Below are 24,504 nucleotides of genomic sequence, written 5' to 3'. Positions count from 1 at the left end.
CTTCTTCGATCAGCGTGCCCGGTCGTCCTCGACGGCGCCTGGACCCGCAGGTCAGCGGGTACGGCGTCGCTTCGTCACCGGGCGTTGAAGTACTTCGCCTCCGGGTGGTGGATCACGACAGCGTCCGTGGACTGCTCCGGGTGCAGCTGGAACTCCTCGGAGAGCTGGACGCCGATGCGCTCCGGCTCGAGCAGCTCGGCGATCTTGGCGCGGTCCTCCAGGTTGGGGCAGGCGCCGTAGCCGAGGGAGAAGCGGGCGCCCCGGTACTTCAGGGCGAACATGTCCTCGATCCCGGCCGGGTCCTCACCGGCGAAGCCCAGCTCGGACCGCACGCGCGCGTGCCAGTACTCGGCGAGCGCCTCGGCCAACTGGACGGACAGGCCGTGCAGTTCGAGGTAGTCGCGGTAGGAGTCGGACGCGAAGAGCTTCGCGGTCTCCTCGCCGATGCGCGAGCCGACGGTGACGACCTGGAGGCCGACCACGTCCGTCTGCCCCGCCTCCTCCGGGCGGAAGAAGTCGGCGAGGCACAGCCGGCGGCCGCGGCGCTGGCGGGGGAAGGTGAAGCGGGTGCGTTCGTTGCCCGCGTCGTCCAGGAGGATCAGGTCGTCGTCCTTGGACACGCAGGGGAAGTAGCCGTAGACGACCGCCGCTTCCAGCAGGTTCTCGGTCTGTAGCTTGTCCAGCAGGCCGCGCAGCCGCGGGCGGCCCTCGGTCTCGACGAGTTCCTGGTATGTGGGACCGTCCCCGGTGCGGGCCTCCTTCAGCCCCCACTGGCCCTTGAACAGTGCGCCCTCGTCCAGCCAGGAGGCGTATTCCTTGAGCTGGATGCCCTTGATGACGCGGGTGCCCCAGAACGGCGGGGCGGGCACCGGGTTGTCGGTGGAGACGTCGGAGCGGACGTGGCCCTCCTCCGGGCGCTCCTCGGCCTCCACGACCGTGACCGCCCGCACCCGGCGCTGCTTGAGCTCGGGCAGCGTCGCGCCGGGCACGCCCCGCTTGACGCCGATCAGCGCGTCCATCAGACGCAGGCCCTCGAACGCGTCCCGGGCGTAACGGACTTCGCCCTGGTAGATCTCGTGCAGGTCCTGCTCGACGTACGCCCGGGTCAGCGCGGCTCCGCCCAGGATGACCGGGTAATCCACGGCCATGCCACGCTGGTTGAGCTCCTCCAGGTTCTCCTTCATGATCACCGTGGACTTGACCAGGAGGCCGGACATGCCGATGACGTCGGCGCGATGCTCCTCGGCGGCGTCCAGGATCGCCGAGACCGGCTGCTTGATGCCGAGGTTGACCACGTTGTAGCCGTTGTTGGACAGGATGATGTCGACGAGGTTCTTGCCGATGTCGTGGACGTCGCCGCGCACCGTGGCGAGCACGATGGTGCCCTTGCCCTCGGTGTCCGACTTCTCCATGTGGGGTTCGAGGTAGGCGACGGCGGTCTTCATCACCTCGGCGGACTGCAGGACGAACGGCAGCTGCATCTGGCCCGAGCCGAACAGCTCACCGACCACCTTCATGCCGTCCAGCAGGGTCTCGTTGACGATGTCGAGGGCGGGGCGGGTCTCCAGCGCCGCGGCGAGGTCGGCCTCCAGGCCGTTCTTCTCGCCGTCGATGATGCGGCGCTTCAGTCGCTCCTCCAGCGGCAGCGCGGCCAGTTCCTCGGCGCGGCCCGCCTTCAGGGACTTGGTGGTGGCGCCCTCGAACAGGGCCATCAGCTTCTGTAGGGGGTCGTAGCCCTCGGCGCGCCGGTCGTAGACCAGGTCGAGGGCGGTGGTGACCTCTTCCTCGCTGAAGCGGGCGATCGGGAGGATCTTCGACGCGTGGACGATCGCCGAGTCCAGGCCCGCCTTGACGCACTCGTCGAGGAAGACCGAGTTGAGCAGGATACGAGCGGCCGGGTTGAGGCCGAAGGAGATGTTCGACAGGCCCAGGGTGGTCTGCACGTCCGGGTGGCGGCGCTTGAGTTCGCGGATCGCCTCGATGGTGGCGACGCCGTCGCCCCTGGACTCCTCCTGGCCGGTACAGATGGTGAAGGTCAGGGTGTCGATGAGGATGTCCGACTCGTGGATGCCCCAGTTGCCGGTCAGATCGTCGATCAGCCGCTCGGCGATCTGGACCTTGTGCTCCGGGGTGCGGGCCTGGCCCTCCTCGTCGATGGTCAGCGCGATCAGCGCGGCGCCGTGCTCCTGCGCCAGCTTGGTGACCTTCGCGAAGCGGGACTCGGGGCCGTCGCCGTCCTCGTAGTTGACGGAGTTGATGACCGCGCGACCGCCCAGCTTCTCCAGACCGGCCTGGATCACATCCACCTCGGTGGAGTCCAGGACGATCGGCAGGGTCGAGGCGGTGGCGAAACGGCCCGCGAGTTCCTCCATGTCGGCGACGCCGTTGCGGCCTACGTAGTCCACGCACAGGTCGAGCATGTGCGCGCCCTCGCGGATCTGGTCGCGGGCCATCTCCACGCAGTCGTCCCAGCGGGCGTCCAGCATGGCCTCGCGGAACTTCTTGGAGCCGTTGGCGTTGGTGCGCTCACCGATGGCCAGGTAGGAGGTGTCCTGGCGGAAGGGGACCGTCTGGTAGAGGGAGGCGGCGCCCGGCTCGGGGCGCGGGTTCCGCTCGGTGGGCGTGAGATCGCGGACGCGCTCGACGACCTGGCGCAGATGCTCCGGCGTCGTGCCGCAGCAGCCGCCGATGAGGGAGAGGCCGTAGTCCCGGACGAAGTTCTCCTGCGCGTCCGCGAGGCCCTCGGCGTCCAGCGGGAAGTGGGCGCCGTCCTTGGTGAGGATGGGCAGGCCGGCGTTCGGCATGCACAGCAGCGGGATACGGGAGTGCCGGGTGAGGTAGCGCAGGTGCTCGCTCATCTCGGCGGGGCCGGTCGAGCAGTTCAGGCCGATCATGTCGATGCCCAGCGGCTCCAGCGCCGTCAGAGCGGCGCCGATCTCCGAGCCGAGCAGCATCGTGCCGGTCGTCTCGAACGCCATCGAGACCACCAGGGGAACGTCGACACCCGTCGCCTCCATGGCGCGCCGGGCGCCCAGCACGGAGGCCTTGGTCTGGAGGAGGTCCTGGGTGGTCTCGACGATCAGCGCGTCCGCGCCGCCTGCGAGCAGGCCCTCCGCGTTGGCCTGATAGCCGTCGCGGATGGTGGCGTAGTCGACGTGGCCGAGGGTGGGCAGCTTGGTGCCGGGGCCGACCGAGCCGAGGACCCAGCGCGGGCGGCCGTCGCGGGCCGCGTACTCGTCGGCGGTCTCGCGGGCGATACGGGCGCCCGCTTCGGACAGCTCGTGCACCCGGTCGGCGATCTCGTACTCCGCCGCGGCCGTGTGGTTTGCGCCGAACGTGTTCGTCTCCACGCAGTCCACGCCCACCGCGAAGTACGCGTCATGGACGGAGCGGACGATGTCCGGGCGGGTGAGATTCAGGATCTCGTTGCAGCCCTCGAGGTTCTCGAAGTCCTCGAGCGTGGGGTCCTGGGCCTGCAGCATGGTGCCCATCGCCCCGTCGGCGACCACCACACGGGTGGCTAGCGCCTCACGGAGCGCGGACACACGGGTCCGGCTGTCGGCGGAAGGGGTCAGCGGCGACGAGGCCATGTAAGGGCTCCCTTTGGTGCGACGGCTGTCGGCTTTGCGCCGCCCGTGGGACGTTCCACGGTAGGCGCACGGCAGCCAGCGTAACCGGGTCCGTGGCGGGATGGTCAGTGGGTCCACGGGACGGACGGAGATGACAGGCAGGTCTCCAGCGGGATACGAGTGCGGGGCACGGTGCGGTACGAGTTGCGCCATAGGTGTCTGACGAGTGGCGCAACCGAGTGGCGCAACAGGTGGCTGAAGAAGGTACCTGCCGACCATTGGCGATGGGTCGGCATGGACCGGTAGTGTTCGACATTGCCGAACGGCGGCAGCGAACGTCGTGGGTCGACGGTCGAAGGGGACGGAGGCAGGACGGCGATGGCACGGAACATCCAGTCGCTCGAACGGGCGGCCGCGATGCTGCGGCTGCTCGCGGGCGGCGAGCGACGGCTCGGCCTGTCGGACATCGCCTCGTCACTGGGCCTCGCCAAGGGCACCGCCCACGGCATCCTGCGCACCCTCCAGCAGGAGGGCTTCGTCGAGCAGGACGACACCTCCGGGCGCTACCAGCTGGGCGCCGAGCTGCTGCGCCTGGGCACCACCTATCTGGACGTGCACGAGCTGCGGGCGCGCGCCCTGGTGTGGACGGACGACCTGGCCCGTTCCAGCGGCGAGAGCGTCCATCTGGGCGTGCTGCACCAGCAGGGCGTGCTGATCGTGCACCACGTCTTCCGGCCCGACGACAGCCGGCAGGTCCTGGAGATCGGCGCCATGCAGCCGCTGCACTCCACGGCCCTGGGCAAGGTGCTGGCGGCCTACGACCCGGTCGCGCACAGCGAGGTGCTGGAGGCCGACCGCAGGGCCTTCACGGACCGCACGGTGTGCGAGCTCGGCGCCTTCGAGCAGATCCTCGACCTGACACGCGCGCGTGGTTATGCGGCGGACGTCGAGGAGACCTGGGAGGGCGTCGCCTCCATCGCCGCACCCATCCACGACCGGCGGCGTATGCCGGTCGGCGCGGTCGGCATCACCGGCGCCGTGGAGCGGCTGTGCCGGGACGGCGAGGTGCGGCCCGAGCTGATCGCGGCGGTGCGTGACTGCGCCCGCGCGGTCTCACGGGATCTGGGCGCCGGGCGGTTCTGAGCTTCGTAGACCGGCAGACCGGGGCGTCAGCGGGCGTTCCGGTTGTTGTCATGCCTTAAAACGCGTTGTCATGGTTTGGCGAGGCTCTGGATCGATAGCTCGCAGCGATCAATAACGATCGTGTTTTCGATAACAGAACTCTTGACGCACCTGTAACGCCAGAGCAAGACTCCCGTCCATCGGTCGACATTGTCGAACACCGACCGGCAATTGGCGTTACAGTGTGACGACGCCAAGGGCCGGCAGCTCTTCCCCTGGACGAAGGACAAAGGAGTCGCGGGTGTCCAGCTCCGACATCTTCATCGGCGAGACCATCGGTACCGCCATACTCATCCTGCTCGGCGGTGGCGTGGTCGCCGCCGTCGTGCTCAAGGCCTCCAAGGCCCGTAACGCCGGCTGGCTCGCCATCACCTTCGGGTGGGGTTTCGCCGTCATGACAGCCGTGTACATCTCGGCACCGCTCTCCGGCGCCCACCTCAACCCGGCCGTGACGCTCGCGCTCGCGATCAAGGACGACGACTGGAGCAATGTCCTGACCTATTGGTCCGGTCAGCTGCTCGGCGCGATGATCGGCGCGGCCCTGGTCTGGATCGCCTACTACGGCCAGTTCCACGCGCACCTCACCGACAAGGAGATCGTCGGCGACCCGGTCGCGCAGGACGTGAAGGCCGTCGAGGCACGGGAGGCGAAGGCCGGCCCCGTGCTCGGCATCTTCTCCACCGGCCCCGAGGTCCGCGTCGTGTGGCAGAACCTCGTCACGGAGATCATCGGCACCGTCGTGCTGATCCTCGCGATCCTCACCCAGGGCCTGAACGACAGCGGCAAGGGTCTCGGCACCCTGGGCGCCCTGATCACCGCCTTCGTGGTCGTCGCGGTCGGTCTGTCGCTCGGCGGACCGACCGGCTACGCGATCAACCCGGCCCGTGACCTCGGCCCGCGTATCGTGCACGCCCTCCTGCCCCTGCCCAACAAGGGCGGCTCCGACTGGGGTTACGCCTGGATCCCGGTGGTCGGTCCGCTGATCGGCGGCGCCATCGCGGCAGGCATCTACAACGTCGCGTTTGCTTAGAGCACGATTCAGCACCGCGCCGTACAGACAGCCACCTATCCACGGAATCCCCAGGAGCACACAGTGAGCGACGCACACACCGCCGGCCCGTTCATCGCCGCGATCGACCAGGGCACCACCTCCAGCCGCTGCATCGTCTTCGACCGGGACGGCCGTATCGTCTCCGTCGACCAGAAGGAGCACGAGCAGATCTTCCCGAAGCCGGGCTGGGTCGAGCACAACGCCAACGAGATCTGGACCAACGTCCAGGAAGTCGTCGCCGGAGCCATTCAGAAGGCCGGCATCACCCGCGACGACATCAAGGCCATCGGCATCACCAACCAGCGCGAGACGACCGTGCTGTGGGACAAGAACACCGGTGAGCCCGTCCACAACGCCATCGTCTGGCAGGACACCCGCACCGACGCCCTCTGCCGCGAACTCGGCCGCAACGTCGGCCAGGACCGCTTCCGCCGGGAGACCGGTCTGCCGCTGGCGTCGTACTTCGCCGGTCCGAAGGCCCGCTGGCTGCTGGACAACGTCGCGGGCCTGAAGGAGCGCGCCGAGGCCGGCGACATCCTGTTCGGCACCATGGACACCTGGGTCATCTGGAACCTGACCGGCGGTGTCGACGGCGGCCACCACGTCACCGACGTCACCAACGCCTCCCGCACCATGCTGATGAACCTCCACACCATGGCGTGGGACGAGAAGATCGCCGAGTCCATCGGCGTGCCGCTTCAGATCCTGCCCGAGATCCGCTCCTCGGCCGAGGTCTACGGCGAGGTCACCGGCGGCAGCCTGGGCGAGCTGCTCGGCGGCATCCCGGTCGCGTCCGCGCTCGGCGACCAGCAGGCGGCCCTGTTCGGCCAGACCTGTTTCTCCGAGGGCGAGGTCAAGTCGACGTACGGCACCGGCACCTTCATGGTGATGAACACCGGTGACAAGATCATCAACTCGTACGCGGGCCTGCTGACCACGGTCGGCTACAAGATCGGTGACCAGGCGACGGTCTACGCCCTGGAGGGCTCGATCGCGGTCACCGGCTCGCTGGTGCAGTGGATGCGCGACCAGATGGGCCTGATCTCCACCGCCGCCGAGATCGAGACGCTCGCGCTCTCGGTCGAGGACAACGGCGGCGCCTACTTCGTGCCGGCCTTCTCCGGCCTGTTCGCCCCGCACTGGCGTTCCGACGCCCGCGGTGTGATCGCCGGTCTGACCCGGTACGTCACCAAGGCACACCTCGCGCGTGCCGTCCTGGAAGCCACCGCCTGGCAGACCCGGGAGATCGCCGACGCCATGGTCAAGGACTCCGGCGACGAGCTGGTGGCCCTCAAGGTCGACGGCGGTATGACCTCCAACAATCTGCTGATGCAGACCCTCGCGGACTTCCTGGACGCTCCCGTGGTGCGCCCGATGGTCGCCGAGACCACCTGCCTCGGCGCCGCCTACGCCGCCGGTCTCGCCGTCGGCTTCTGGTCCAGCACCGACGAGCTGCGCGCCAACTGGCGGCGGGCCGCCGAGTGGACCCCCCGCATGGACGCGGAGATCCGCGACCGTGAGTACAAGAGCTGGCTCAAGGCCGTCGAGCGGACCATGGGCTGGATCGAAGACGAGAGCTGACGAGAACCCTCTCCAGAGCTCTGACGAGGAGTTAGAACCCCACATGACCAGTCAGTCCACCCTGCAGTCCGTGCCTGCCCTCGGTACGCGCCCGGCCTCCGGTTCGAACCCGAGCCGCGCCGAGACCCGGGAGCAGCTCGCCAAGGCGTCGTACGACCTTCTCGTGATCGGCGGCGGCATCCTGGGCATCTCCACCGCCTGGCACGCCGCGCAGTCCGGGCTCAGGGTGGCGCTGGTCGACGCCGGCGACTTCGCCGGTGCCACCTCCTCTGCCTCCTCCAAGCTGCTCCACGGGGGCTTGCGTTACCTCCAGACCGGCGCGGTGAAGCTGGTGGCGGAGAACCACTTCGAGCGCCGTGCGGTCTCCCGCCAGGTGGCCCCCCACCTGGCGAACCCGCTCACCTTCTACCTCCCCGTGTACAAGGGCGGGCCGCACGGCGCGGCGAAGCTGGGCGCGGGCGTGTTCGCGTACTCGGCGCTCTCCGCGTTCGGCGACGGCGTCGGCCATCTGCTCTCCCCGGCGAAGGCCGCGCAGGACGTGCCCGAGCTGCGCACCGAGAACCTCAAGGCCGTGGCCGTGTACGGCGACGACCAGATGAACGACGCCCGTATGGCGCTGATGACGGTCCGCGCCGCCACCGAGTCGGGCGCGGTCGTCCTCAACCACGCCGAGGTGACCGGGCTGCGCTTCACCAAGGGCCGGGTGACGGGCGCGGAGCTGAAGGACCGTACGACCGGCGACGAGTTCGGGGTCGACGCCCGGCTCGTGCTGAACGCGACGGGTCCCTGGGTCGACCACCTGCGCAGGATGGAGGACCCGAACGCGGCTCCGTCCATCCGTCTGTCGAAGGGCGCGCACCTGGTCCTGAAGCGCACCTCCCCGTGGAAGGCCGCGCTCGCGACGCCGATCGACAAGTACCGCATCACCTTCGCCCTGCCCTGGGAGGACATGCTCCTTCTCGGCACGACCGACGAGGAGTTCGAGGGCGACCCGGCGGACGTCTCGGTCAACGAGAAGGACATCGCCCAGATCCTGGACGAGGCCGCGTTCTCGGTCCGGGACCAGCAGCTGAGCCGTGATCTGATCACGTACTCCTTCGCCGGTCTGCGGGTGCTGCCGGGCGGCCCCGGCGACACGGCCAAGGCCAAGCGCGAGACGGTGGTGACCGAGGGCCGGGGCGGGATGCTGTCGGTCGCGGGCGGCAAGTGGACGACCTTCCGGCACATCGGCCGTACGGTCATGAAGAAGCTGGAGGCGCTGCCGGGCCACCCGCTGGGCGACGACTTCGAGCCGATAGCCTCCCTGCCGAAGAAGCTGCCGCTGCCGGGTGTCGCCAACCCGCGCGCCATCGCGCACCGGCTGCTGGTCGACCGTCCGGCGCCGGGCCCGCGGATGGGCGCCGACACCGCCAAGCACCTGGCCACCCACTACGGTTCGCTGGCCTTCGACATAGCCCGTCTCGCCAACGAGAACCCGGAACTCGGCGAGCGCGTCCACCCGGACGCCCCGGAGATCTGGGCGCAGGTCGTCTATGCCCGGGACAACGAGTGGGCCGAGACGCAGGACGACGTGCTGCGCCGCCGTACGACGCTGACGATCCGCGGCCTGGCCACCGACGAGGTCCGTGCGAAGGTGCAGGACCTGCTCGACAAGAAGTAGTCGGCACGACGGTAAAGGGGCGGCTCCCTTGACGGAGTCGCCCCTTTCGTATGTGTGCGTCCCGTCCGGTTCATGCTCTGATCTCCTGGCATGTCCAAGAGTTAATGGCGCATTAGGACACATGAGGTGTGAAGCGTCTGATGGCGGATCAATCATCTTGTCATGAACCTGCGATCCGACGGACGGATCGCGGCCTCATGGAGGTGTGGGATGCACCGCAGACTCGCCACCGGTCTCGCCGCTTCGGCCCTTGCCCTGATCACCGTCACCGCAACTGCCGCCACTGCCACCGCAGTTCCCGCCGACAAGCCCCAGGTCCTCTCCAGCTGGACCCAGACCAGCGCGTCGAGCTACAACACGTGGGCCGCCGCCCGCGCGAACCAGTCCGCCTGGACCGCCTACGAGTTCGACTGGTCCACCGACTACTGCTCCTCCTCGCCGGACAACCCCTTCGGCTTCCCCTTCGCCAACTCCTGCGCCCGGCACGACTTCGGCTACCGCAACTACAAGGCCGCGGGCGCGTTCGACACCAACAAGGCCCGTCTCGACAGCGCCTTCTACGAGGACCTCAAGCGCGTCTGCAACGGCTACAGCGGCGCGACGAAGACCGCGTGCAACAGCACGGCCTGGACGTACTACCAGGCCGTGAAGGCCTTCGGCTGACGGCGGTCACCTTCCTGGGGCCGGGTGCGGTACGTCGCACCCGGCCCCGCCCGGCTCGCGGGTGGGCAACTCGCCCTCGGTAACGTCGTCCCATGACCCAGGATCTGTCGCCCGTCACACGCATACCCCGCACCGGGCTCCCGGAGCACGCGATCGTCGTCGGCGACCCGGCGCGCGCGGCGGCCGTCGGCGCACTGCTCGACGGCGCCGAGGAGGTCTCGCACCACCGCGAATACCGTGTGTTCAGCGGGAGTTGGAAGGGCGTGCCGGTCACCGTCGCCTCGCACGGGGTGGGTGCGCCGGGCGCGATCCTGCTGTTCCAGGAGCTGGCCGACGCGGGCGTGCACACTTTCCTGCGGTTCGGTACGGCGGGCGCGATGAAGCCGGGCATCGGCGCCGGCGATCTGGTCATCGCGGAGGCCGCCGTACGCGACGACGGCGTCACCCAGCAGCTGCTGCCGCCCGAGTACCCGGCGGTCTCCTCCCCCGAGGCGGTGTTCGCCCTCCAGCGCGCGGCGCGCGAGGCGGGCGCCCCGCACCACCGGGGCATCGTGTGGACGCGTGCCGCGTTCCAGCCCGGGCTGCTGCCCCTCTTCGCCTACGACGGTGCCGGGCTCGCGGCGATCGAGATGGAACTGTCCGCGCTGCTGGTGACGGCCTCGCTGCGCGGGCTGGTCGCGGGCGGAGTGCTCGTCGTGGACGGGGCGAACGCCGATGAACTCGTCGACGGGGACACTCCGTTCTCGACAGGCGGGTACGACCCGCACCGGGACGTCGTCACGGCGGGCGTGGAGCGGGGCGCGACCGTCTCCCTGGAGGCACTGCGACTGCTGGCCGAGGGGGAACGGGCGTGAGCATCCCGGCGGCGCCGGTCTGAGCATTCGGCGTCCCGTTCTGCCTGGTGAACCCCCATAATGGCGTGAGACATCGGAGGTCTGAACGACAGGGAGGCCGGCCATGGCAGTCACCGACGAGGCGATCGAGAAGATCAAGGGCATGATCGTCTCCGGCGCGCTGCGCCCCGGCGACCGACTTCCCAAGGAGAGCGAACTCGCCTCCGAACTGGGGCTCTCCCGCAACTCCCTGCGGGAGGCCGTGCGCGCCCTGTCGCTGATCCGCATCCTGGACGTGCGCCAGGGCGATGGAACGTACGTCACCAGCCTCGACCCGCAACTCCTGCTGGAGGCGCTGAGCTTCGTCGTGGACTTCCACCGCGACGACACGGTCCTGGAGTTCCTGGCCGTACGCCGCATCCTGGAGCCGGCCGCGACGGCCATGGCGGCCTCGCGGGTCAGCGAGCAGCAACTGGACGCGCTGTCCGCCCAGTTGGACAAGCTCGGCGACGCGCCCTCGGTCGAGGAACTGGTCGCCTGTGACCTGGACTTCCACCGGGGCATCGTGCAGAGCTCGGGCAACTCCGTGCTCTGCTCGCTCCTCGACGGCCTCTCGGGTCCCACCACCCGCGCCCGCATCTGGCGCGGCCTGACCCAGGAGGACGCGGTCAGCCGCACCCTCCACGAGCACCGCATGATCGTCGCCGCGCTGCGCGACCGGGACGCGGAGGCGGCCAGGTCGTGGGCGACGGTGCACATCGCGAGCGTGGAGCAGTGGCTGCGGTCCACGTTGTGATCTACGGTTCGGTGTCGGCCAGCCTGTGCTGAAGCTCGATGTGCCGGAACTGGTAGACGGCGCCGACGCGGCGCAGGACGCCTCGGTGTTCGTGGGCGTCACCGAGGAAGGCCATGAGATCGAACGGCACCTTGGCACGCACGGCCAGGTAGCAGCGGGCGACCGCGTACCGGGTCCAGGCCGACTGTCGGATCCCGATGGCCAGTCCGGTCAGCAACGAGGGGACCAGTCCGACCGCGTAGACCCATTGCTGGTTCTCGGCGGGGGCCGTACCCCATACGCCGGTCGATCCCCAGACGGTGGCGCACCAGCCCTGGGTGCCGATCACCAGGGTGCCGAGCACGGCTGCCATCAGGACGCAGGTGCCGAGCGTGCGCCGGTCGTTGGCGAGGAGGGCTCGGCCGTCGACACAGCCGCCGAGATCGACCGGGACCGTCCGCAGACCGTTCAGGAGCAGGCAGGACACCGCGAACACCGTGCCCACCTGGAGTGCCGCCCAGCCCGCCGCGACGGGATCCGCGGGCGCGATGTACTGCCGGGTGGACCCGCCCGAGAGCACATCCGCGAGCAGGCCCTCCAGAAGGATGCTGCCGCCGAGCAGCAGCCCGCCCAGCAGCCCCCGGCAGACGCCCCGCAGGCTCCAGTGCCAGCGCACCCGGGCCACCGGGCCGGCGAGATCCGTCCCGATGCCGTCCCTGCCGACGGCCGCCGCCGTCACGCCGTAGAGCAGGGCGCTGACGGTGCCGCAGGCGTTGTCGAAGCACAGCCCGTAGCAGATCGCGGCCGCCACTCCCGTGGCCGGAAGCCGCCAGTCCCAGTCGGTCGGCCGCCGTACCCCGGTCCGGGCGCCGCAGGCGAACCCGGAGATGATCACTCCGACGAGCGCGAGTGAACCGCCGTCGGCCAGACGGTGCAGCACGAGGTCGGCGGGGACGTCGGGAGCGACGGCCGCCACACACAGCACGGTGATCGCCAGGGCCGCCGCGAGGCCGCCCGCGAGGCCCCCGCAGATGCCCGCCGCCACGACCCCGAGCCCGCCCGTCTCCTCCCACTCCGTCGGCGCAGGCACCTCGGGCGCGAAGTACTGGATCGCCTCCATGGTCCCGCCCTCGGCCAGCCACCCCAGGACGCCCAACAGCACGCCGGCCAGCACCTGAGGCAGCACCGCCGGCACCACGTGGCCCAGCTTCCACCACGCCACCTCGGCCGTCCCGTCCACGCCCCGCTCCATACGCCGCGCCAGAAACCGCAGCGCATGCAGTGCCTCGCCCACCGTCCACGGACACGAGCGCTGCGGATGCGGCCGATACGCGGCGGTGACGAAGGCGTCGAGCAGATGGCGCTCCACCGCGGTACGCGCCGGACGCCCCAACAGCTCGGCAGGATCCGGAAGTTCCTCCTCCCCCTCCCCCGGTCGGGGGTTGTACACGGACCGAGCCAGCGACACCATCAACGGGCTGCTGAGTGTCCCCGCCACCGGCGCGTCCGTGCCCAGCGCGGCCACCACCGAGTCCCACCGCGCCGCGGAGGGTGAATCGCTCCCGCCCGCGTCCCGCAGCAGATAGCCGGCCACGTCATCGGCACCGAGCGGCTCCAGCCGGATGCCCGCCATCCCGGTCAGCCGCGCCGGCACCCCCGTCCGCGGCCGCAGCGCCGCCCGGTACTCCGCCGGACGGCTCGACAGCACCAGCCCGCAGCCGTAAGGCAACGCCTCAGCGATCCGGTGCAGTGCCAACCCGCCCATCGCAGGAGGCAGTTCGTCGAACCCGTCGAGCACCGGCAGCACCATGCGCCGGTCCAGCAGCATCCCGGCCAGGGTCGTCTCCCCGTACTCACCCGGCGCCGCCGCCCCCAGCTCGGCGTAGTCCTGCACCAGCTTGCGCTCCATCCAACCCCGCAGGTCCATCGCCGTCGGATCCCACGAGGCCAGCGGAAAGAGCACGGGCACCGGATCACCCGCCGTGCGCCCCTCGATCAGCGTCAGCACCAGGCGGACGAGCAACAGGGTCTTGCCCGAACCGGGCTCGCCCAGCAACAGCAGCCGCCGATCGGGCACCCGCTCGGCGAAGACCGTGCCGATCTCCCCGTCCCGGCCGGCGAGGCCCTCCGTCACCTCGGCCAGGTCGGCATCGGCGCCCCGCCAGGACACCGGCAGCGGATACGGGTCCGCCAGCCGCCGCGCCTGCGCCTCCGCCTCCCACTGCCGTCGTACGGCGACGGCGAGCCGGTCGGCGGTGACGGCGGGGTCCGTCGCCGCGGACGCGGCCTCGACACGGTCCGCCCGATAGGCACTCCACGCCAGGTAGGCACCCGCCAGGGTCGGCAGCAGCGCCGCGACCACGGTCGCCGGATCCTCGACGCGCGGGGCGACCAGCAGTGCCCCCAGCGTCCCCACGCCGAGGAGCGTCAGATACACGATCCCGACCCGCCGTACGCAGGAAGGGGGGTCAACTCCGCTCATCTGACGAAGAGTTCCGCAGCGTCGCCCTCGCCCGGAGCCGGTTCCGGGAGCTGCCACACGAGTGGGTGAAGGACCGCCCGCCTCGGACCCGGTTCCGGACACGTCCCGATCACCGCAAACGTCGGCCAGAGCACAGCTCCGATGACTGTGGGGTGTTTCGGGATGGCGAACGGGGCAGTGATCGGTTCATTCCCCCCTGCAAGGGGGCTGCGGACGTTCCGCTCGCACGCCGTAAGGTTGGGGCGTACGTGAGAGCACGTCGGAAGGAGGCGCTGGGTGATCGAGCTCGAGGGAGTTCCCGAGCTGGTCGACCCGGTCATGGTGGCCGCGTTCGAGGGCTGGAACGATGCCGGCGACGCCGCCTCCACCGCGGTCGCGCATCTGGACAGGGAGTGGAAGGGCGAGGTGTTCGCGGCGCTCGACGCCGAGGACTACTACGACTTCCAGGTGAACCGTCCCACGGTGTGGATGGACGCCGGCGTGCGCAAGATCACGTGGCCGACGACAAGGTTGTCGGTGGTGCGGATCGGCGGTGAGAAGCCCCGCGACCTGGTACTCGTCCGAGGTATCGAACCGTCCATGCGCTGGCGCTCGTTCTGCAACGAGCTGCTCGGCTTCGCGCACGAGCTGGGTGTGGAACTGGTGGTCATCCTGGGTGCCCTGCTCGGTGACACCCCGCACACGCGTCCGGTCCCGATCAGCGGGACCACGTCCGACGCGGACCTGGCCCAGCGGATGGACCTGGAGGAGACCAAGTACGAGGGGCCCACGGGCATCGTCGGCGTCCTCCAGGAGGCGTGCACGCACGCGGGCGTACCTGCGGTTTCGCTCTGGGCGGCCGTCCCGCACTACGTGTCGCAGCCGCCCAACCCGAAGGCGACGCTGGCCCTCCTCAACCGCCTGGAGGACCTGATCGACGTACGCATCCCGCTGGGCGAGCTGCCCGAGGACGCGCGCGCCTGGCAGGTGGGGGTGGACCAGCTGGCCGCCGAGGACAGCGAGGTCGCGGAGTACGTGCAGACGCTGGAGGAGGCCCGGGACACCGCCGAGCTGCCGGAGGCGTCGGGCGAGGCGATCGCCCGCGAGTTCGAGCGGTATCTGCGGCGCCGGGACACTCCGGGCGGCCACGCCACGGAAGGCGGAGAGGGCACGCCGTTCCTCAAGGACCGGGGAGACAACCCCGGCGGTCGCCCGAAGCCGCCGAAGCCCCCGAAGCCGGGCGCCGACGACGAGGATTCGTCCGAGGACTAGGACGCACAAGGGGCGGTACGGATCTCCCGTACCGCCCCCGGCTTCTTCCTCAGCGTGCCACAGCGATCACGTCGTACGTGGTCGTGGGCGTCGGAGTCGTGGTGAACCGTGCGTTGGGCAGGTAGAGCCGGTCCTTGTACGCGGCCACCGTGGTCGGCACATCGAAGGCCGGGTCGGTGATGCGGCGCCGGAAGACCCCGCTGGTGCCGTCGGGCGCGAGGGTGAAGACGTCGATCGCGTTCTGCCGGTTCTGGACGACGTACAGCGTCCGCCCGAGCAGCAGCAGACCGTCGCCGTTGGTGAGCGGGGCCGCGTCCCCGAGGTCGACGAGTTTCGTGACCCCGCTCTTCGGGTCCACCCGGTGCAGCGCGCCGACCCCGGACTGCACCACCAGCAGGGCCGAGCCGTCGGGCGTGCGGGTGATGCCGTTGGCATTCACGACCTCGCCGGGGACCTGGCTCCAGTCGCCCTTCAGTGTGATCGTCACGACGTCGTCCGCGTCCGGCAGCGCGCCGCCCCGGCCGAGCGGCAGGGCGTACAGCGCGGGCTGGTAGGAGTCGGTGAACCAGGCCGTGCGCGGGGTCAGGAACACGTCGTTGGCGAAGGTCGGGGTCGCCGTGGTGAGGACGTACGACGCGATGATCGCGCCGTTGCTGACGTCGACGACCCGCGCGCCCAGCCCGCGTCCGGCGACGAACAGGCGTCCCCGGTCGTCGAGTTTGAGGCCGACCGAGGGCGTACCGGGCCCGGCCGAGATGATGCCGCCCTGCCCCGTGCGCAGGTCGGCCCGGTAGATCGAGCCGTCGCCGAGCGAGCCGAGGTAGGCGTACGGCCCACCGCCGATCGCGATGCCCTCCGGGCGGAAGCCGTCGGGCAGCGGGATCACGGTCGGCCACGACTTACCGGAGGCCGAGGCCGCGGTGGACCCGGCGAGGACGGCACCGGCGGTCGCGGCGCCGACCGTGAGGAGTCTGCGGCGGGTGTAGTCACGTGCGAAGGAGCGATGCGTGGGTGCCACTGTGCGTCCTTCCGCGGAGGGACCGGCCGACTGGCTGGTCCAACGGTCAACTGACGCGCCCACCCCATCACATGCCGGGTGGCTCCGCAGCTCCCCCAAGTCCCTCGACAGCCAGTAGACAGGTTCTGGCCGGATTGTTGCAGGACATCTGTTTCACGCCAATTGCACACGGTACCCAATTCAACTTGTTGCGAAACCAAGTTGGCGAAGACGGTCTGGACGGGGCGCCATGGGAGTGCTTGGTTGTGCAGCGAAGGCGCGGCCCGGGAACGGGACATGGCACCGCGCCCCCCGTACCACTCGGCACCATCCGCTACTTGGCATCCGCACGGACCGAAGGGAGCGGTACCCGATGACCGACCAGGTACAGCCGGCGCAGGGCCCGGGGACATCCGGGCCGGGGCCCGACGGAGCTGGATTCACCTATCGAGGGGCCGAGCAGGAGCTGATCGTCGTCGCCCGGCCCGAGGCCCGGCTGCGCGCCCAGACCGAGAGCGTCCGCTCGGCGGCGGGCGCCGATGTATCGGCCCTCAACATGTTCCTCAGCGACGAACAGCTCGCTCTGGAACCCCTGTTCGGCAACGAGGAGCGGCTCCAGCAGTCGGCCACCGCGGGCCCGGAGGACACTCCTGACCTCGCGTTGTTCTACCGCGTGCGCGGCGGAGAGAGCCGCGCCCAGGAGCTGCGCGCACGGATCGCCGCGCTGCCGGGGATCGACACGGCGTATGTGAAACCCGGCGCCGTGCCCGCCTCCCTGACGAGCGCCGAGGACAACCGGCGTCTGAAGGAAGGCGCGCCGGTCACACCCGACTTCAGCGGTCGGCAGGGCTATCTGCGCGCGGCGCCCGAGGGCATCGACGCGCACTGGGCCTGGCAGCGGCCCGGCGGCGCCGGCCAGGGCGTGACCGTGATCGATGTCGAGGGCGCCTGGCAGCTGGGCCACGAGGATCTCGCGGCGAAGCTCGCCGGCATCGTCGTCGGCACCCCGCTGACCGACGTCGCCTGGCGCAACCACGGCACCGCCGTGATCGGTGTGATCGGCGGCGACCGCAACGAGTACGGCGTCAACGGCATCGTGCCCGAAGCGGCGACCGCGGCCGCGTCCTTCCAGGGCATCGGTACCGCGGCGGCGATCCACGCGGCCGCCGACCGGCTCGGACCCGGCGACATCGTGCTGATCGAACTCCACCGTCCGGGCCCACGGCTGGACTTCGCCGCGCGCGACGACCAGAGCGGCTACGTCGCGCTCGAGTGGTGGCCGGACGACTGTGCGGCCATCCGCTACGCCACCGCCAAGGGCGTCCTCGTCGTGGAGGCCGCAGGCAACGGCGGCGAGTCCCTCGACGACGCCGTCTACGAGCGCCGCCCGGACGAATTCCCGGAGTCGTGGCGCAATCCGTTCAACCCCTCCAACCAGTCCTCCGGCGCCGTCCTCGTCGGTGCGGGCGCACCGCCGCCCGGCACCCATGGCCGCGATCACGGCCCGGACCGTTCACGGCTCGCGTTCTCCAACTACGGCGCCCGGCTGGACGCTCAGGGCTGGGGCCGCGAGGTCACGACCACCGGCGGCTTCTGGGACCGGCCCGGCGATCTCCAGGGCGGGCCCGAGGAGATCGCCTGGTACACGGACACGTTCTCCGGTACGTCCTCCGCCTCCCCGGTGGTGGTCGGCGCGCTGGCCGCGCTCCAGGGCATGCTCAAGGCGGCCGGCCAGCCTCCGATGTCGCCCGAACGTGCCCGTGTGGTGCTGCGGGCCACGGGTTCCGCGCAGCAGGACGCGGCGGGCCGGCCCGCCTCCCAGCGGATCGGCAACCGGCCGGACATCAAGGCGGCGGTGACCCAGCTGCTGCCGCAGGCGGTCGGCTCGGGCCAGGCCGAGCGGTACTGGGACGAGTTGCTGCCGTATCCCCGTGAACTCCCGCCGCGGCTCCGGCTGTTCGTGGCCGGCGCCTGGCGCAACCTGAACCACCCGTCTCCAGAGATCCGCCAGGCGGTGCACACCGCCTTCGCGGGGGGACGGCCGGACGTCCGCGTGTGGTTCTCGGACGACGAGATCGTCGGCCTGGTGATCACGGGCTGACGGACGGCGCCCCACCGACGCTCCACAACTCCCAACCATCGCTCAACACATGACGGAAGGTGGCACCCGCATGAGCACCACCCCGCAGATGAGCCAACTGGGACAGCAGTTCCCCAGCACGTCGCCGTATCAGCAGCAGCAGTTCCCGCAGCAGTACGGCCAGCAGCAGAACTACGGCCAGCAGGGCTACGGCCAGCAGCAACAGCCGCAGGGCATGAGCGGCTCGCTGGAGCAGCTCCAGCAGCTCAGTCAGCAGCAGCCGTACCAGCAGCTGCTTCAGCAGCTGGGCCAGCAGCAACAGTTCGGTCAGCCGCAGGACCAACAGGCCCAGCAGACCGAGCAGCAGATGCAGCAGCAGCTTCAGCAGGTCGCGCTGTCCGCGGTGCAGCAGGTCGTCCAGCAGGTGCAGGCGCAGGCCCTCGCCTCCGGCGTGGCGAACGGCTTCATCGACATCGTCCACCCGCTCCAGGGGCAGCCGCACCAGATCTTCCTGCGCATCAACAACCAGTTCCGGGTCCTCAACAACCCGAACCCGCAGATCCATCAGCAGATCCAGCAGGCCTTCGCGTTCGGCCACCAGGTGGTCGGCATCTGGGACACCCAGTCGCCGAACGTGCTGCGCAGCGTACGGATCCAGCGGATCTGACGCCCACCTGAGCAAGTACAAGGGCGCCCCCTCCGGCAAGGGAGGGGGCGCCCTTCCACGAGCTGACTACAGGGCCACGCCCAGCAGAGCGTCCACGGCACGCGATACGACGCCGGGGGCGCCCTCGTCCGTGCCGCCCCGCTCCTGCTGGAGCGCCGCCCAGCGGTCGACGGCGGCGAGGGCTGCCGGGGCGTCCAGGTCGTTCGCGAGGGCCGCGCGGATCTCCTCGACCAGCGGCTCGGCGGGCGGTCCGTCGGGGCGGGAGACGGCGGCGCGCCAGCGGTCGACGCGCGCGAGGGCGTCCTCGAGGACCTGGTCGGTCCACTCCCAGTCCGCGCGGTAGTGGTGGGCGAGCAGGGCCAGCCTGATCGCGGCCGGGTCGACGCCCTCGCGGCGCAGCGTGGAGACGAAGACCAGGTTGCCCTTGGACTTCGACATCTTCTCTCCGTGCAGCGCGACCATGCCGGCGTGGACGTACGCCTTGGCCATGGGGAACTCGCCGGTCAGCACCTGGGCGTGCGAGGCGCCCATCTCATGGTGCGGGAAGGCGAGGTCGGAGCCGCCGCCCTGGACGTCGAAGCCCATTCCGAGGTGGTCCAGGGCGATCGCGACACACTCGATGTGCCAGCCGGGCCGACCACGCCCGAGCGAACCGCCGTCCCAGCTCGGCTCGCCCTCGCGGGCCGCCATCCACAACATCGGGTCCAGCGGGTTCTTCTTGCCCGGGCGGTCGGGGTCGCCGCCGCGCTCGGCGGACAGCAGCCGCATGGCGGCCGTGTCGAGGTTCGAGACGCTGCCGAAGTTCGGGTCGGACTCGACGGAGAAGTAGATGTCCCCTTCGAGTTCGTAGGCGGCGCCCGCGTCCCGCAGCCGCTCGACGAGCGGCACGATGCCGGGTATCGCCTCGACCGCGCCGATGTAGTGCTGCGGCGGCAGCATCCGCAGGGCGGTCATGTCCTCGCGGAAGAGGGCCGTCTCCTTCTCGGCGAGGGCGACCCAGTCGACGTTGTCCCGCAGGGCGCGTTCCAGCAGCGGATCGTCGACGTCGGTGACGTTCTGGACGTAGTGAACCTGCCGCTTGGTGTCGAGCCACACGCGCTGCACGAGGTCGAACGCGTTGTAGGTCGCCGCGTGACCGATGTGGGTCGCGTCGTACGGAGTGATGCCGCAGACGTAGATACGGGCGACGGGACCGGGGTCGAGGGTGACGAGACCATCGGTCGCTGTGTCGTGGATCTGGAGGTCGCGGCCCTTGCCGGGCAGGGCGGGGACCTCAGAAGCGGGCCAGGCATGCATGTCATGAGCCTAACCGGACGGAAGTTCCGTATACGAACCGGAGCAGGCCGGATGGCCGGTAGCGCACTCTTGCGCAACGTCGTCCGCCGTGCAGATTGTTCCCCTGCACCGGTGGCCACCGCACCGCGCTCCCTACACAGGCGGCCATGGAATGGCCGGCCACTCCCCGCTCGGCTCCGGATGGACCCCCGCGGTGAGCAGTGCGTCGACACGCGCGCGCGTGGCATCGACCTCGGCGCCGGTGATCAGCCCGGCCAGACGGGCCGCGAGGGCTCCGCCGTCGCCCAGGCCGTCCTTGAGTCCCTTGAGGACGTCCATGGACTCACCCGTGAGCGGCTCACCAGCCCAACCCCACAGCAGTGTGCGCAGCTTGTTCTCGGTGTTGAAGGTCACGCCGTGGTCGATGGCGTACAGCCGGCCGCCGTCGGCGGGCAGCAGATGGCCGCCCTTGCGGTCCGCGTTGTTGATCACGGCGTCGAGGACGGCGAGCCTGCGCAGCCGTTCGTCGTCGGCGTGCACCAGCAGCGCCGTCTTTCCGTCGCCGACCTCGGCGAAGCCGATCGCCCTCCAGCCCTCCTCCGGCTCCTCACCGTCCACGAGGGCCAGCAGCTCGGCTCCGGGCACGCCCTCGATCCACAGCTGGACCATGCCCTCTCCGTAGGGCCCGTCGCGCAGCACGGTGGTGGGCACCAGGCCCCATCCGGTGGCCTCGGACACCTCGTACGCGGCGACCTCGCGCTGGGCGAGGGTGCCGTCGGGGAAGTCCCAGAGGGGGCGCTCCCCGCGGACGGGTTTGTAGACGCAGAAGGCCTCCTCCCCGTCGTGGGCGACGGAGCAGTACAGCACCGCGTTCGAGGCGTCCCGGATCTGCCCGCGGACCGTGAGCTCACCCCGGGTGAGCAGCTGGGTCGTGGTCACGCTCCGCGGCGGTATCCGTTCTGGCGCGGACATACGTGTCCTTCCGGGTCGAGCGGGAGGCTGCACAGCGGGCACGGCGGCCGCCCGGCGTTGACGACGTCCAGGGCGCGCTTGGCGAACGCGCGGGCCTGGGAGCCGGTGAGCCGGACCCGCAGCATCGGGGGTCCGTTCTCCTCGTCCTGGAGCAGCCGCTCCTCGGCCTCGGCGAGGTCCTCCTCGGAGTCGGCGTCCAGCTCGACGAGGGCCTGCGCCTCGACGATCATGCGCTGCTCCTCGCCGTCCCAGGCGAGAGCCATGGTGCCGACGCGGAACTCCTCCTCGATCGGGGCTTCCAGCGGGGCCGTGTCGGCGACCTCGGTGGGCGTCACGGCAGGGACGGCGGCGTTGCCGCCACTGCGTCGTACCACCTCGTCGAGCAGTTCTTCCATACGCTCGGCGAGCGCGGCGACCTGGGTCTTCTCCAGGGCCACGCTGGTCACCCGGGAACCGGCGATGGCCTGGAGGAAGAACGTACGGCGCCCGGGCAGTCCGACCGTTCCGGCCACGAAGCGGTCCGGCGGATCGTAGAGGAACACCTGACGGGACACGTCCTGTCTCCATTGGAATCGATATCGGGACCGGCCGGTGCGGCCACCGGAACTCGCTCAGCGCCGCCTCGACCGCTTCACCCTACTGCGGTTGACGATCACGGTGCGCCCGCATCGCCCCCGACCGGTGCGTCTCCTGACGGGGGTTCCTCGCGCGGCGCAAGGGACGCGAAATCCCCGGTGTCACCGAGGCGAACGAGAAACGGCCTGAGGCGCGTGTAGCGGATGGCGGTGATCGAGCAGGGCTCCACGGAGACCCGCTGGAACTGGTCGAGATGAAGTCCGAGCGCGTCCGCCACGAGGGACTTGATGATGTCGCCGTGCGAGCACATGAGATAGACGGCGTCGGCGCCGTGATCGCGCTCCACGCGCGCGTTCCACTCGCGCACCGCCTCGGCGGCCCGGGTCGCCATCGCCCGCATCGACTCCCCGCCGGGGAACTGCGCCGCCGACGGATGCGCCTGCACGACCTGCATCAGCGGCTCGTCCATGAGCTCGGCCAGCTTGCGCCCGGACCAGTCGCCGTAGTGGCACTCCCCGATCCGTTCGTCGGTGTGCGCCGTCAGTCCGGGCCGTGCGTCGAGCAGCGGCCGGATCGTCTCCTGGCAGCGCTGGAGCGGGCTGGTGACGACCTCGGAGAGCGGCAGCTCGGCAAGCCGCCGGGGCAGCGCGGCGGCCTGCGTGGCGCCGCGCTCGTCGAGGGCGACCCCGGGCGTCCACCCGGCGAGCAGTCCCTCGGTATTGGCGGTGGATCGTCCGTGCCGGACGAGGATCAGCGTGGGCATGCGGCCAAGCGTAGGCGTCCACCGGGGTGCGTCCTGGGGCGGAGGGCGGGAGAATGCGCTCCGTGATCGTCGACTGCGCCGTCTACCGCGACGGGATACGGACAGAGGGGCCCGAGGACTTCTCCGACGCCCTGGCGCTCTGCCGTGTGGGCGGGGACGCGTTCGTGTGGATCGGGCTGTACGAGCCGACGGAGGGCGAGTTCGGCCGGGTCACGGAGGAGTTCGGACTGCACCCGCTGGCCGTCGAGGACGCCCTGACCGCCCATCAGCGCCCCAAGCTCGAGGTGTACGACGATTCGCTGTTCATGGTCCTCAAGCCGATCGCGTACGAGCCCCAGAGCGACAACGTCACCTCGGGCGAGGTCATGGTCTTCATCGGCGACTCGTTCGTGGTGACCGTTCGGCACGGCGAGGAAGCTCCGCTCACGGAGGTACGGCGGCGGCTGGAGGCGGAGCCCGAGATGCTGCGGCACGGCCCCACGGGGGTGCTCTACGCGATCGCCGACGCCATCGTCGACCACTACGTGGACGTGGCGGGCGAACTGGGCACCGACCTGGAGGAGCTGGAGGCGGAGGTGTTCTCGCCGACCGGCGGCGGCACACGGCACACCGCGTCCCGCATCTACAACTTCAAGCGGCAGATCCTGGAGTTCCGCCGGGCCACCGGCCCCCTGGCCCAGCCACTGGACCGGCTGGCGCGCACCGGCATGGTCGGCCTGCGGGTGCCCTTCGTGGCCGAGAAGGCGCAGCCGTTCTTCCGCGACATCAACGACCATCTGACGCGTGTGAACGAGTCCGTCGAGGGCCTGGACCGGCTGGTCTCGGACGTCCTGTCGGCTCATCTGGCCCAGATGAGCGTGCGGCAGAACGACGACATGCGGAAGATCTCCGCGTGGGCGGCCATGGCCGCGGTCCCCACGATGATCGCGGGGATCTACGGCATGAACTTCGACCACATGCCGGAGCTGCACTGGCTGTGGTCGTATCCGGCGCTGATCGCGGCCATGGCCGTCCTGGAGGTCTCGCTGTACCGGCTGTTCAAGAGCCGGGGCTGGTTGTAGGCGCTGTTCTTCGGGCTTCAGGTTTCAGGCTTCGGGCTTCGGGCTTCGGGCTTCGGGCTCAAGGCTTCAGGCGAACTCGGGGGCCGAGGTGGCGGGGCCGCCGAGGGCGTCGCGCCGTTCCGGCATCTTCAGGCTGACCATCCGGCGCCAGCCCCCGGCCCGCTCGTACACGTACACCGCGTGGATGCCCGCCGCGAGCACCGCCGCCTTCGGCTTCGGCCAGCCGAGGACGCGCCCCATGTGGGACATCACGGCGAGACTGACGTCCCGGTAGATCCGGATCTCGGCGAGAGCGCACTCCCGCAGCGTCCGCTGGATGGCCCGGCCGTGGCCGGCGTGGGCGAAGCGCAGCAGTTCCTCGTGGCAGTAGGCGAGATGGTTGTCCTCGTCGTTGGAGATCATCTTCACCGCCCGGCCGAGGTCGGGGTGGTCGGCGAAGTACGTGCGGAGCATGTCCATCTGCTCCGAGGCGCGCTGTTCGGTAACACGGCTGTGCGAGAGATAGGTGACGATGTCCTGGACGGTGAGGGGCTCGTCGCGCTTGAGCTTGTCGTGCGCGAGGCCGATGCCGTTCTTCTCCAGGAGCATGGTGTAGTCGGTCTCGGGCGGTACCGGGACGGGATCGAGGCCGCGCTTCTTCATCAGGGCGTTGAAGATCCGCCCGTGCTTGTCCTCGTCCGCGCCATGCCGGGTGATCTTGGGGGCGAGTGAGCGCTCGCTGTCGGGAACGAGCGCGGCGATGCGGGCGTTCTCCCAGCCGCCCTGCGACTCCCCGCTGGCGGCGATGGAGCAGAACAGGCGGAAGGACTCGTCGTTGTCGAGGATCTCCTGGAACAGACTCTTGGCCGAAAGCATCGTGCGCACCTCTCTGCAGGGTTCCGCAAAGAACGAGTCAAATGCGGTGCGAGAGACGCTGCAACAGCTGTGTCGGACAACTCCGCCAAAAGGATGACGACCTGTGTCCGCCGAGGGCGTAACCGTGCGCGCTCCGGCGCGTTGTGCTGCATGACGGCCGTGGCGGGGAAGACCCCCGAGCCCCCACCACGGCCGTAGAACTTCCTCCGTG

At 70.2% G+C, this 24,504-nt stretch carries 19 protein-coding genes; 11 read left to right on the top strand and 8 right to left on the bottom strand.

What is annotated here, in order from left to right; translation table 11 throughout:
* Positions 1 to 74: 74 nt before the first annotated feature.
* The gene (gene metH, locus KCH87_RS14705; RefSeq protein ID WP_210586512.1) at positions 75 to 3,590 is read right to left on the bottom strand and encodes a methionine synthase; all 3,516 of its coding nucleotides are present in this window, start codon (positions 3,588 to 3,590) and stop codon (positions 75 to 77) included.
* 357 nt (positions 3,591 to 3,947) lie between these two features.
* Between metH and KCH87_RS14700 the strand changes: the two genes are divergently transcribed.
* The 7 genes from KCH87_RS14700 (at position 3,948) to KCH87_RS14670 (ending at position 11,335) form a co-directional block, all read left to right on the top strand.
* On the top strand, positions 3,948 to 4,712 hold the full coding sequence (locus KCH87_RS14700; protein WP_210586511.1) for an IclR family transcriptional regulator: 765 nt from the start codon (positions 3,948 to 3,950) through the stop codon (positions 4,710 to 4,712).
* 280 nt (positions 4,713 to 4,992) lie between these two features.
* Positions 4,993 to 5,781 carry an MIP/aquaporin family protein gene (locus tag KCH87_RS14695; protein WP_210586510.1) on the top strand — a complete coding sequence of 263 codons (789 nt, stop codon included), beginning with the start codon at positions 4,993 to 4,995 and terminating at the stop codon, positions 5,779 to 5,781.
* A gap of 63 nt (positions 5,782 to 5,844) precedes the next feature.
* Positions 5,845 to 7,383: a glycerol kinase GlpK gene (gene glpK / locus KCH87_RS14690; RefSeq protein WP_210586509.1), complete on the top strand. Its 1,539-nt coding sequence runs from the start codon at positions 5,845 to 5,847 to the stop codon at positions 7,381 to 7,383.
* Between the two features lie 43 nt (positions 7,384 to 7,426).
* The gene (locus tag KCH87_RS14685; protein WP_210586508.1) at positions 7,427 to 9,043 is read left to right on the top strand and encodes a glycerol-3-phosphate dehydrogenase/oxidase; all 1,617 of its coding nucleotides are present in this window, start codon (positions 7,427 to 7,429) and stop codon (positions 9,041 to 9,043) included.
* Between the two features lie 210 nt (positions 9,044 to 9,253).
* Entirely contained in the window at positions 9,254 to 9,706 is a 453-nt protein-coding gene (locus KCH87_RS14680; RefSeq protein WP_210586507.1) for a phospholipase, read from the top strand.
* A 92-nt stretch (positions 9,707 to 9,798) separates the two neighbouring features.
* Positions 9,799 to 10,560: a nucleoside phosphorylase gene (locus KCH87_RS14675; RefSeq protein ID WP_210586506.1), complete on the top strand. Its 762-nt coding sequence runs from the start codon at positions 9,799 to 9,801 to the stop codon at positions 10,558 to 10,560.
* Between the two features lie 103 nt (positions 10,561 to 10,663).
* Positions 10,664 to 11,335 (top strand): FadR/GntR family transcriptional regulator, encoded by a 672-nt coding sequence (locus tag KCH87_RS14670; protein WP_210586505.1) that lies wholly within the window; start codon positions 10,664 to 10,666, stop codon positions 11,333 to 11,335.
* A 1-nt stretch (position 11,336) separates the two neighbouring features.
* Here KCH87_RS14670 and KCH87_RS14665 read toward each other — a convergent pair whose 3' ends face one another.
* Positions 11,337 to 13,796 carry an NACHT domain-containing protein gene (locus KCH87_RS14665; protein WP_210586504.1) on the bottom strand — a complete coding sequence of 820 codons (2,460 nt, stop codon included), beginning with the start codon at positions 13,794 to 13,796 and terminating at the stop codon, positions 11,337 to 11,339.
* Between the two features lie 276 nt (positions 13,797 to 14,072).
* On the opposite strand from KCH87_RS14665, the gene KCH87_RS14660 reads away from it, so the two are divergent.
* Positions 14,073 to 15,047, top strand: coding sequence for a PAC2 family protein (locus KCH87_RS14660; RefSeq protein ID WP_210586503.1), 975 nt, complete (start codon positions 14,073 to 14,075; stop codon positions 15,045 to 15,047).
* Positions 15,048 to 15,096: 49 nt separating this feature from the next.
* Here the strand turns inward: KCH87_RS14660 and KCH87_RS14655 are convergent, their stop codons facing one another.
* Positions 15,097 to 16,065 (bottom strand): SMP-30/gluconolactonase/LRE family protein, encoded by a 969-nt coding sequence (locus KCH87_RS14655; protein WP_210586502.1) that lies wholly within the window; start codon positions 16,063 to 16,065, stop codon positions 15,097 to 15,099.
* 352 nt (positions 16,066 to 16,417) lie between these two features.
* On the opposite strand from KCH87_RS14655, the gene KCH87_RS14650 reads away from it, so the two are divergent.
* Together KCH87_RS14650 and KCH87_RS14645 are read left to right on the top strand one after the other, a co-directional pair.
* Complete coding sequence (locus KCH87_RS14650) at positions 16,418 to 18,145, top strand: S8 family peptidase (RefSeq protein WP_210586501.1); 1,728 nt, start codon at positions 16,418 to 16,420, stop codon at positions 18,143 to 18,145.
* Positions 18,146 to 18,215: 70 nt separating this feature from the next.
* On the top strand, positions 18,216 to 18,791 hold the full coding sequence (locus tag KCH87_RS14645; protein WP_210586500.1) for a hypothetical protein: 576 nt from the start codon (positions 18,216 to 18,218) through the stop codon (positions 18,789 to 18,791).
* Positions 18,792 to 18,857: 66 nt separating this feature from the next.
* Here the strand turns inward: KCH87_RS14645 and mshC are convergent, their stop codons facing one another.
* The 4 genes from mshC to KCH87_RS14625 all read right to left on the bottom strand — a co-directional run bounded on the left by mshC (position 18,858) and on the right by KCH87_RS14625 (position 22,377).
* Positions 18,858 to 20,087: a cysteine--1-D-myo-inosityl 2-amino-2-deoxy-alpha-D-glucopyranoside ligase gene (mshC, locus tag KCH87_RS14640; protein ID WP_210586499.1), complete on the bottom strand. Its 1,230-nt coding sequence runs from the start codon at positions 20,085 to 20,087 to the stop codon at positions 18,858 to 18,860.
* A 132-nt stretch (positions 20,088 to 20,219) separates the two neighbouring features.
* A complete protein-coding gene (locus KCH87_RS14635; protein ID WP_210586498.1) occupies positions 20,220 to 21,038 on the bottom strand; it encodes an SCO1664 family protein in 819 nt (272 codons plus the stop codon).
* Positions 21,002 to 21,592, bottom strand: coding sequence for a DUF3090 domain-containing protein (locus tag KCH87_RS14630; protein ID WP_210586497.1), 591 nt, complete (start codon positions 21,590 to 21,592; stop codon positions 21,002 to 21,004). The genes KCH87_RS14635 and KCH87_RS14630 overlap by 37 nt, the downstream gene beginning before the upstream one ends.
* A 98-nt stretch (positions 21,593 to 21,690) precedes the next feature.
* On the bottom strand, positions 21,691 to 22,377 hold the full coding sequence (locus KCH87_RS14625; RefSeq protein ID WP_210586496.1) for a histidine phosphatase family protein: 687 nt from the start codon (positions 22,375 to 22,377) through the stop codon (positions 21,691 to 21,693).
* Between the two features lie 62 nt (positions 22,378 to 22,439).
* On the opposite strand from KCH87_RS14625, the gene corA reads away from it, so the two are divergent.
* The gene (corA, locus tag KCH87_RS14620; protein WP_210586495.1) at positions 22,440 to 23,438 is read left to right on the top strand and encodes a magnesium/cobalt transporter CorA; all 999 of its coding nucleotides are present in this window, start codon (positions 22,440 to 22,442) and stop codon (positions 23,436 to 23,438) included.
* A 66-nt stretch (positions 23,439 to 23,504) separates the two neighbouring features.
* Here the strand turns inward: corA and KCH87_RS14615 are convergent, their stop codons facing one another.
* On the bottom strand, positions 23,505 to 24,293 hold the full coding sequence (locus tag KCH87_RS14615; protein ID WP_210586494.1) for a ferritin-like domain-containing protein: 789 nt from the start codon (positions 24,291 to 24,293) through the stop codon (positions 23,505 to 23,507).
* Positions 24,294 to 24,504 lie beyond the last annotated feature (211 nt).

This window comes from Streptomyces sp. GESEQ-35 (assembly GCF_017948485.1).
Taxonomy (GTDB): Bacteria; Actinomycetota; Actinomycetes; order Streptomycetales; family Streptomycetaceae; genus Streptomyces.
This window is presented reverse-complemented; position numbering and strand designations above follow the sequence as displayed.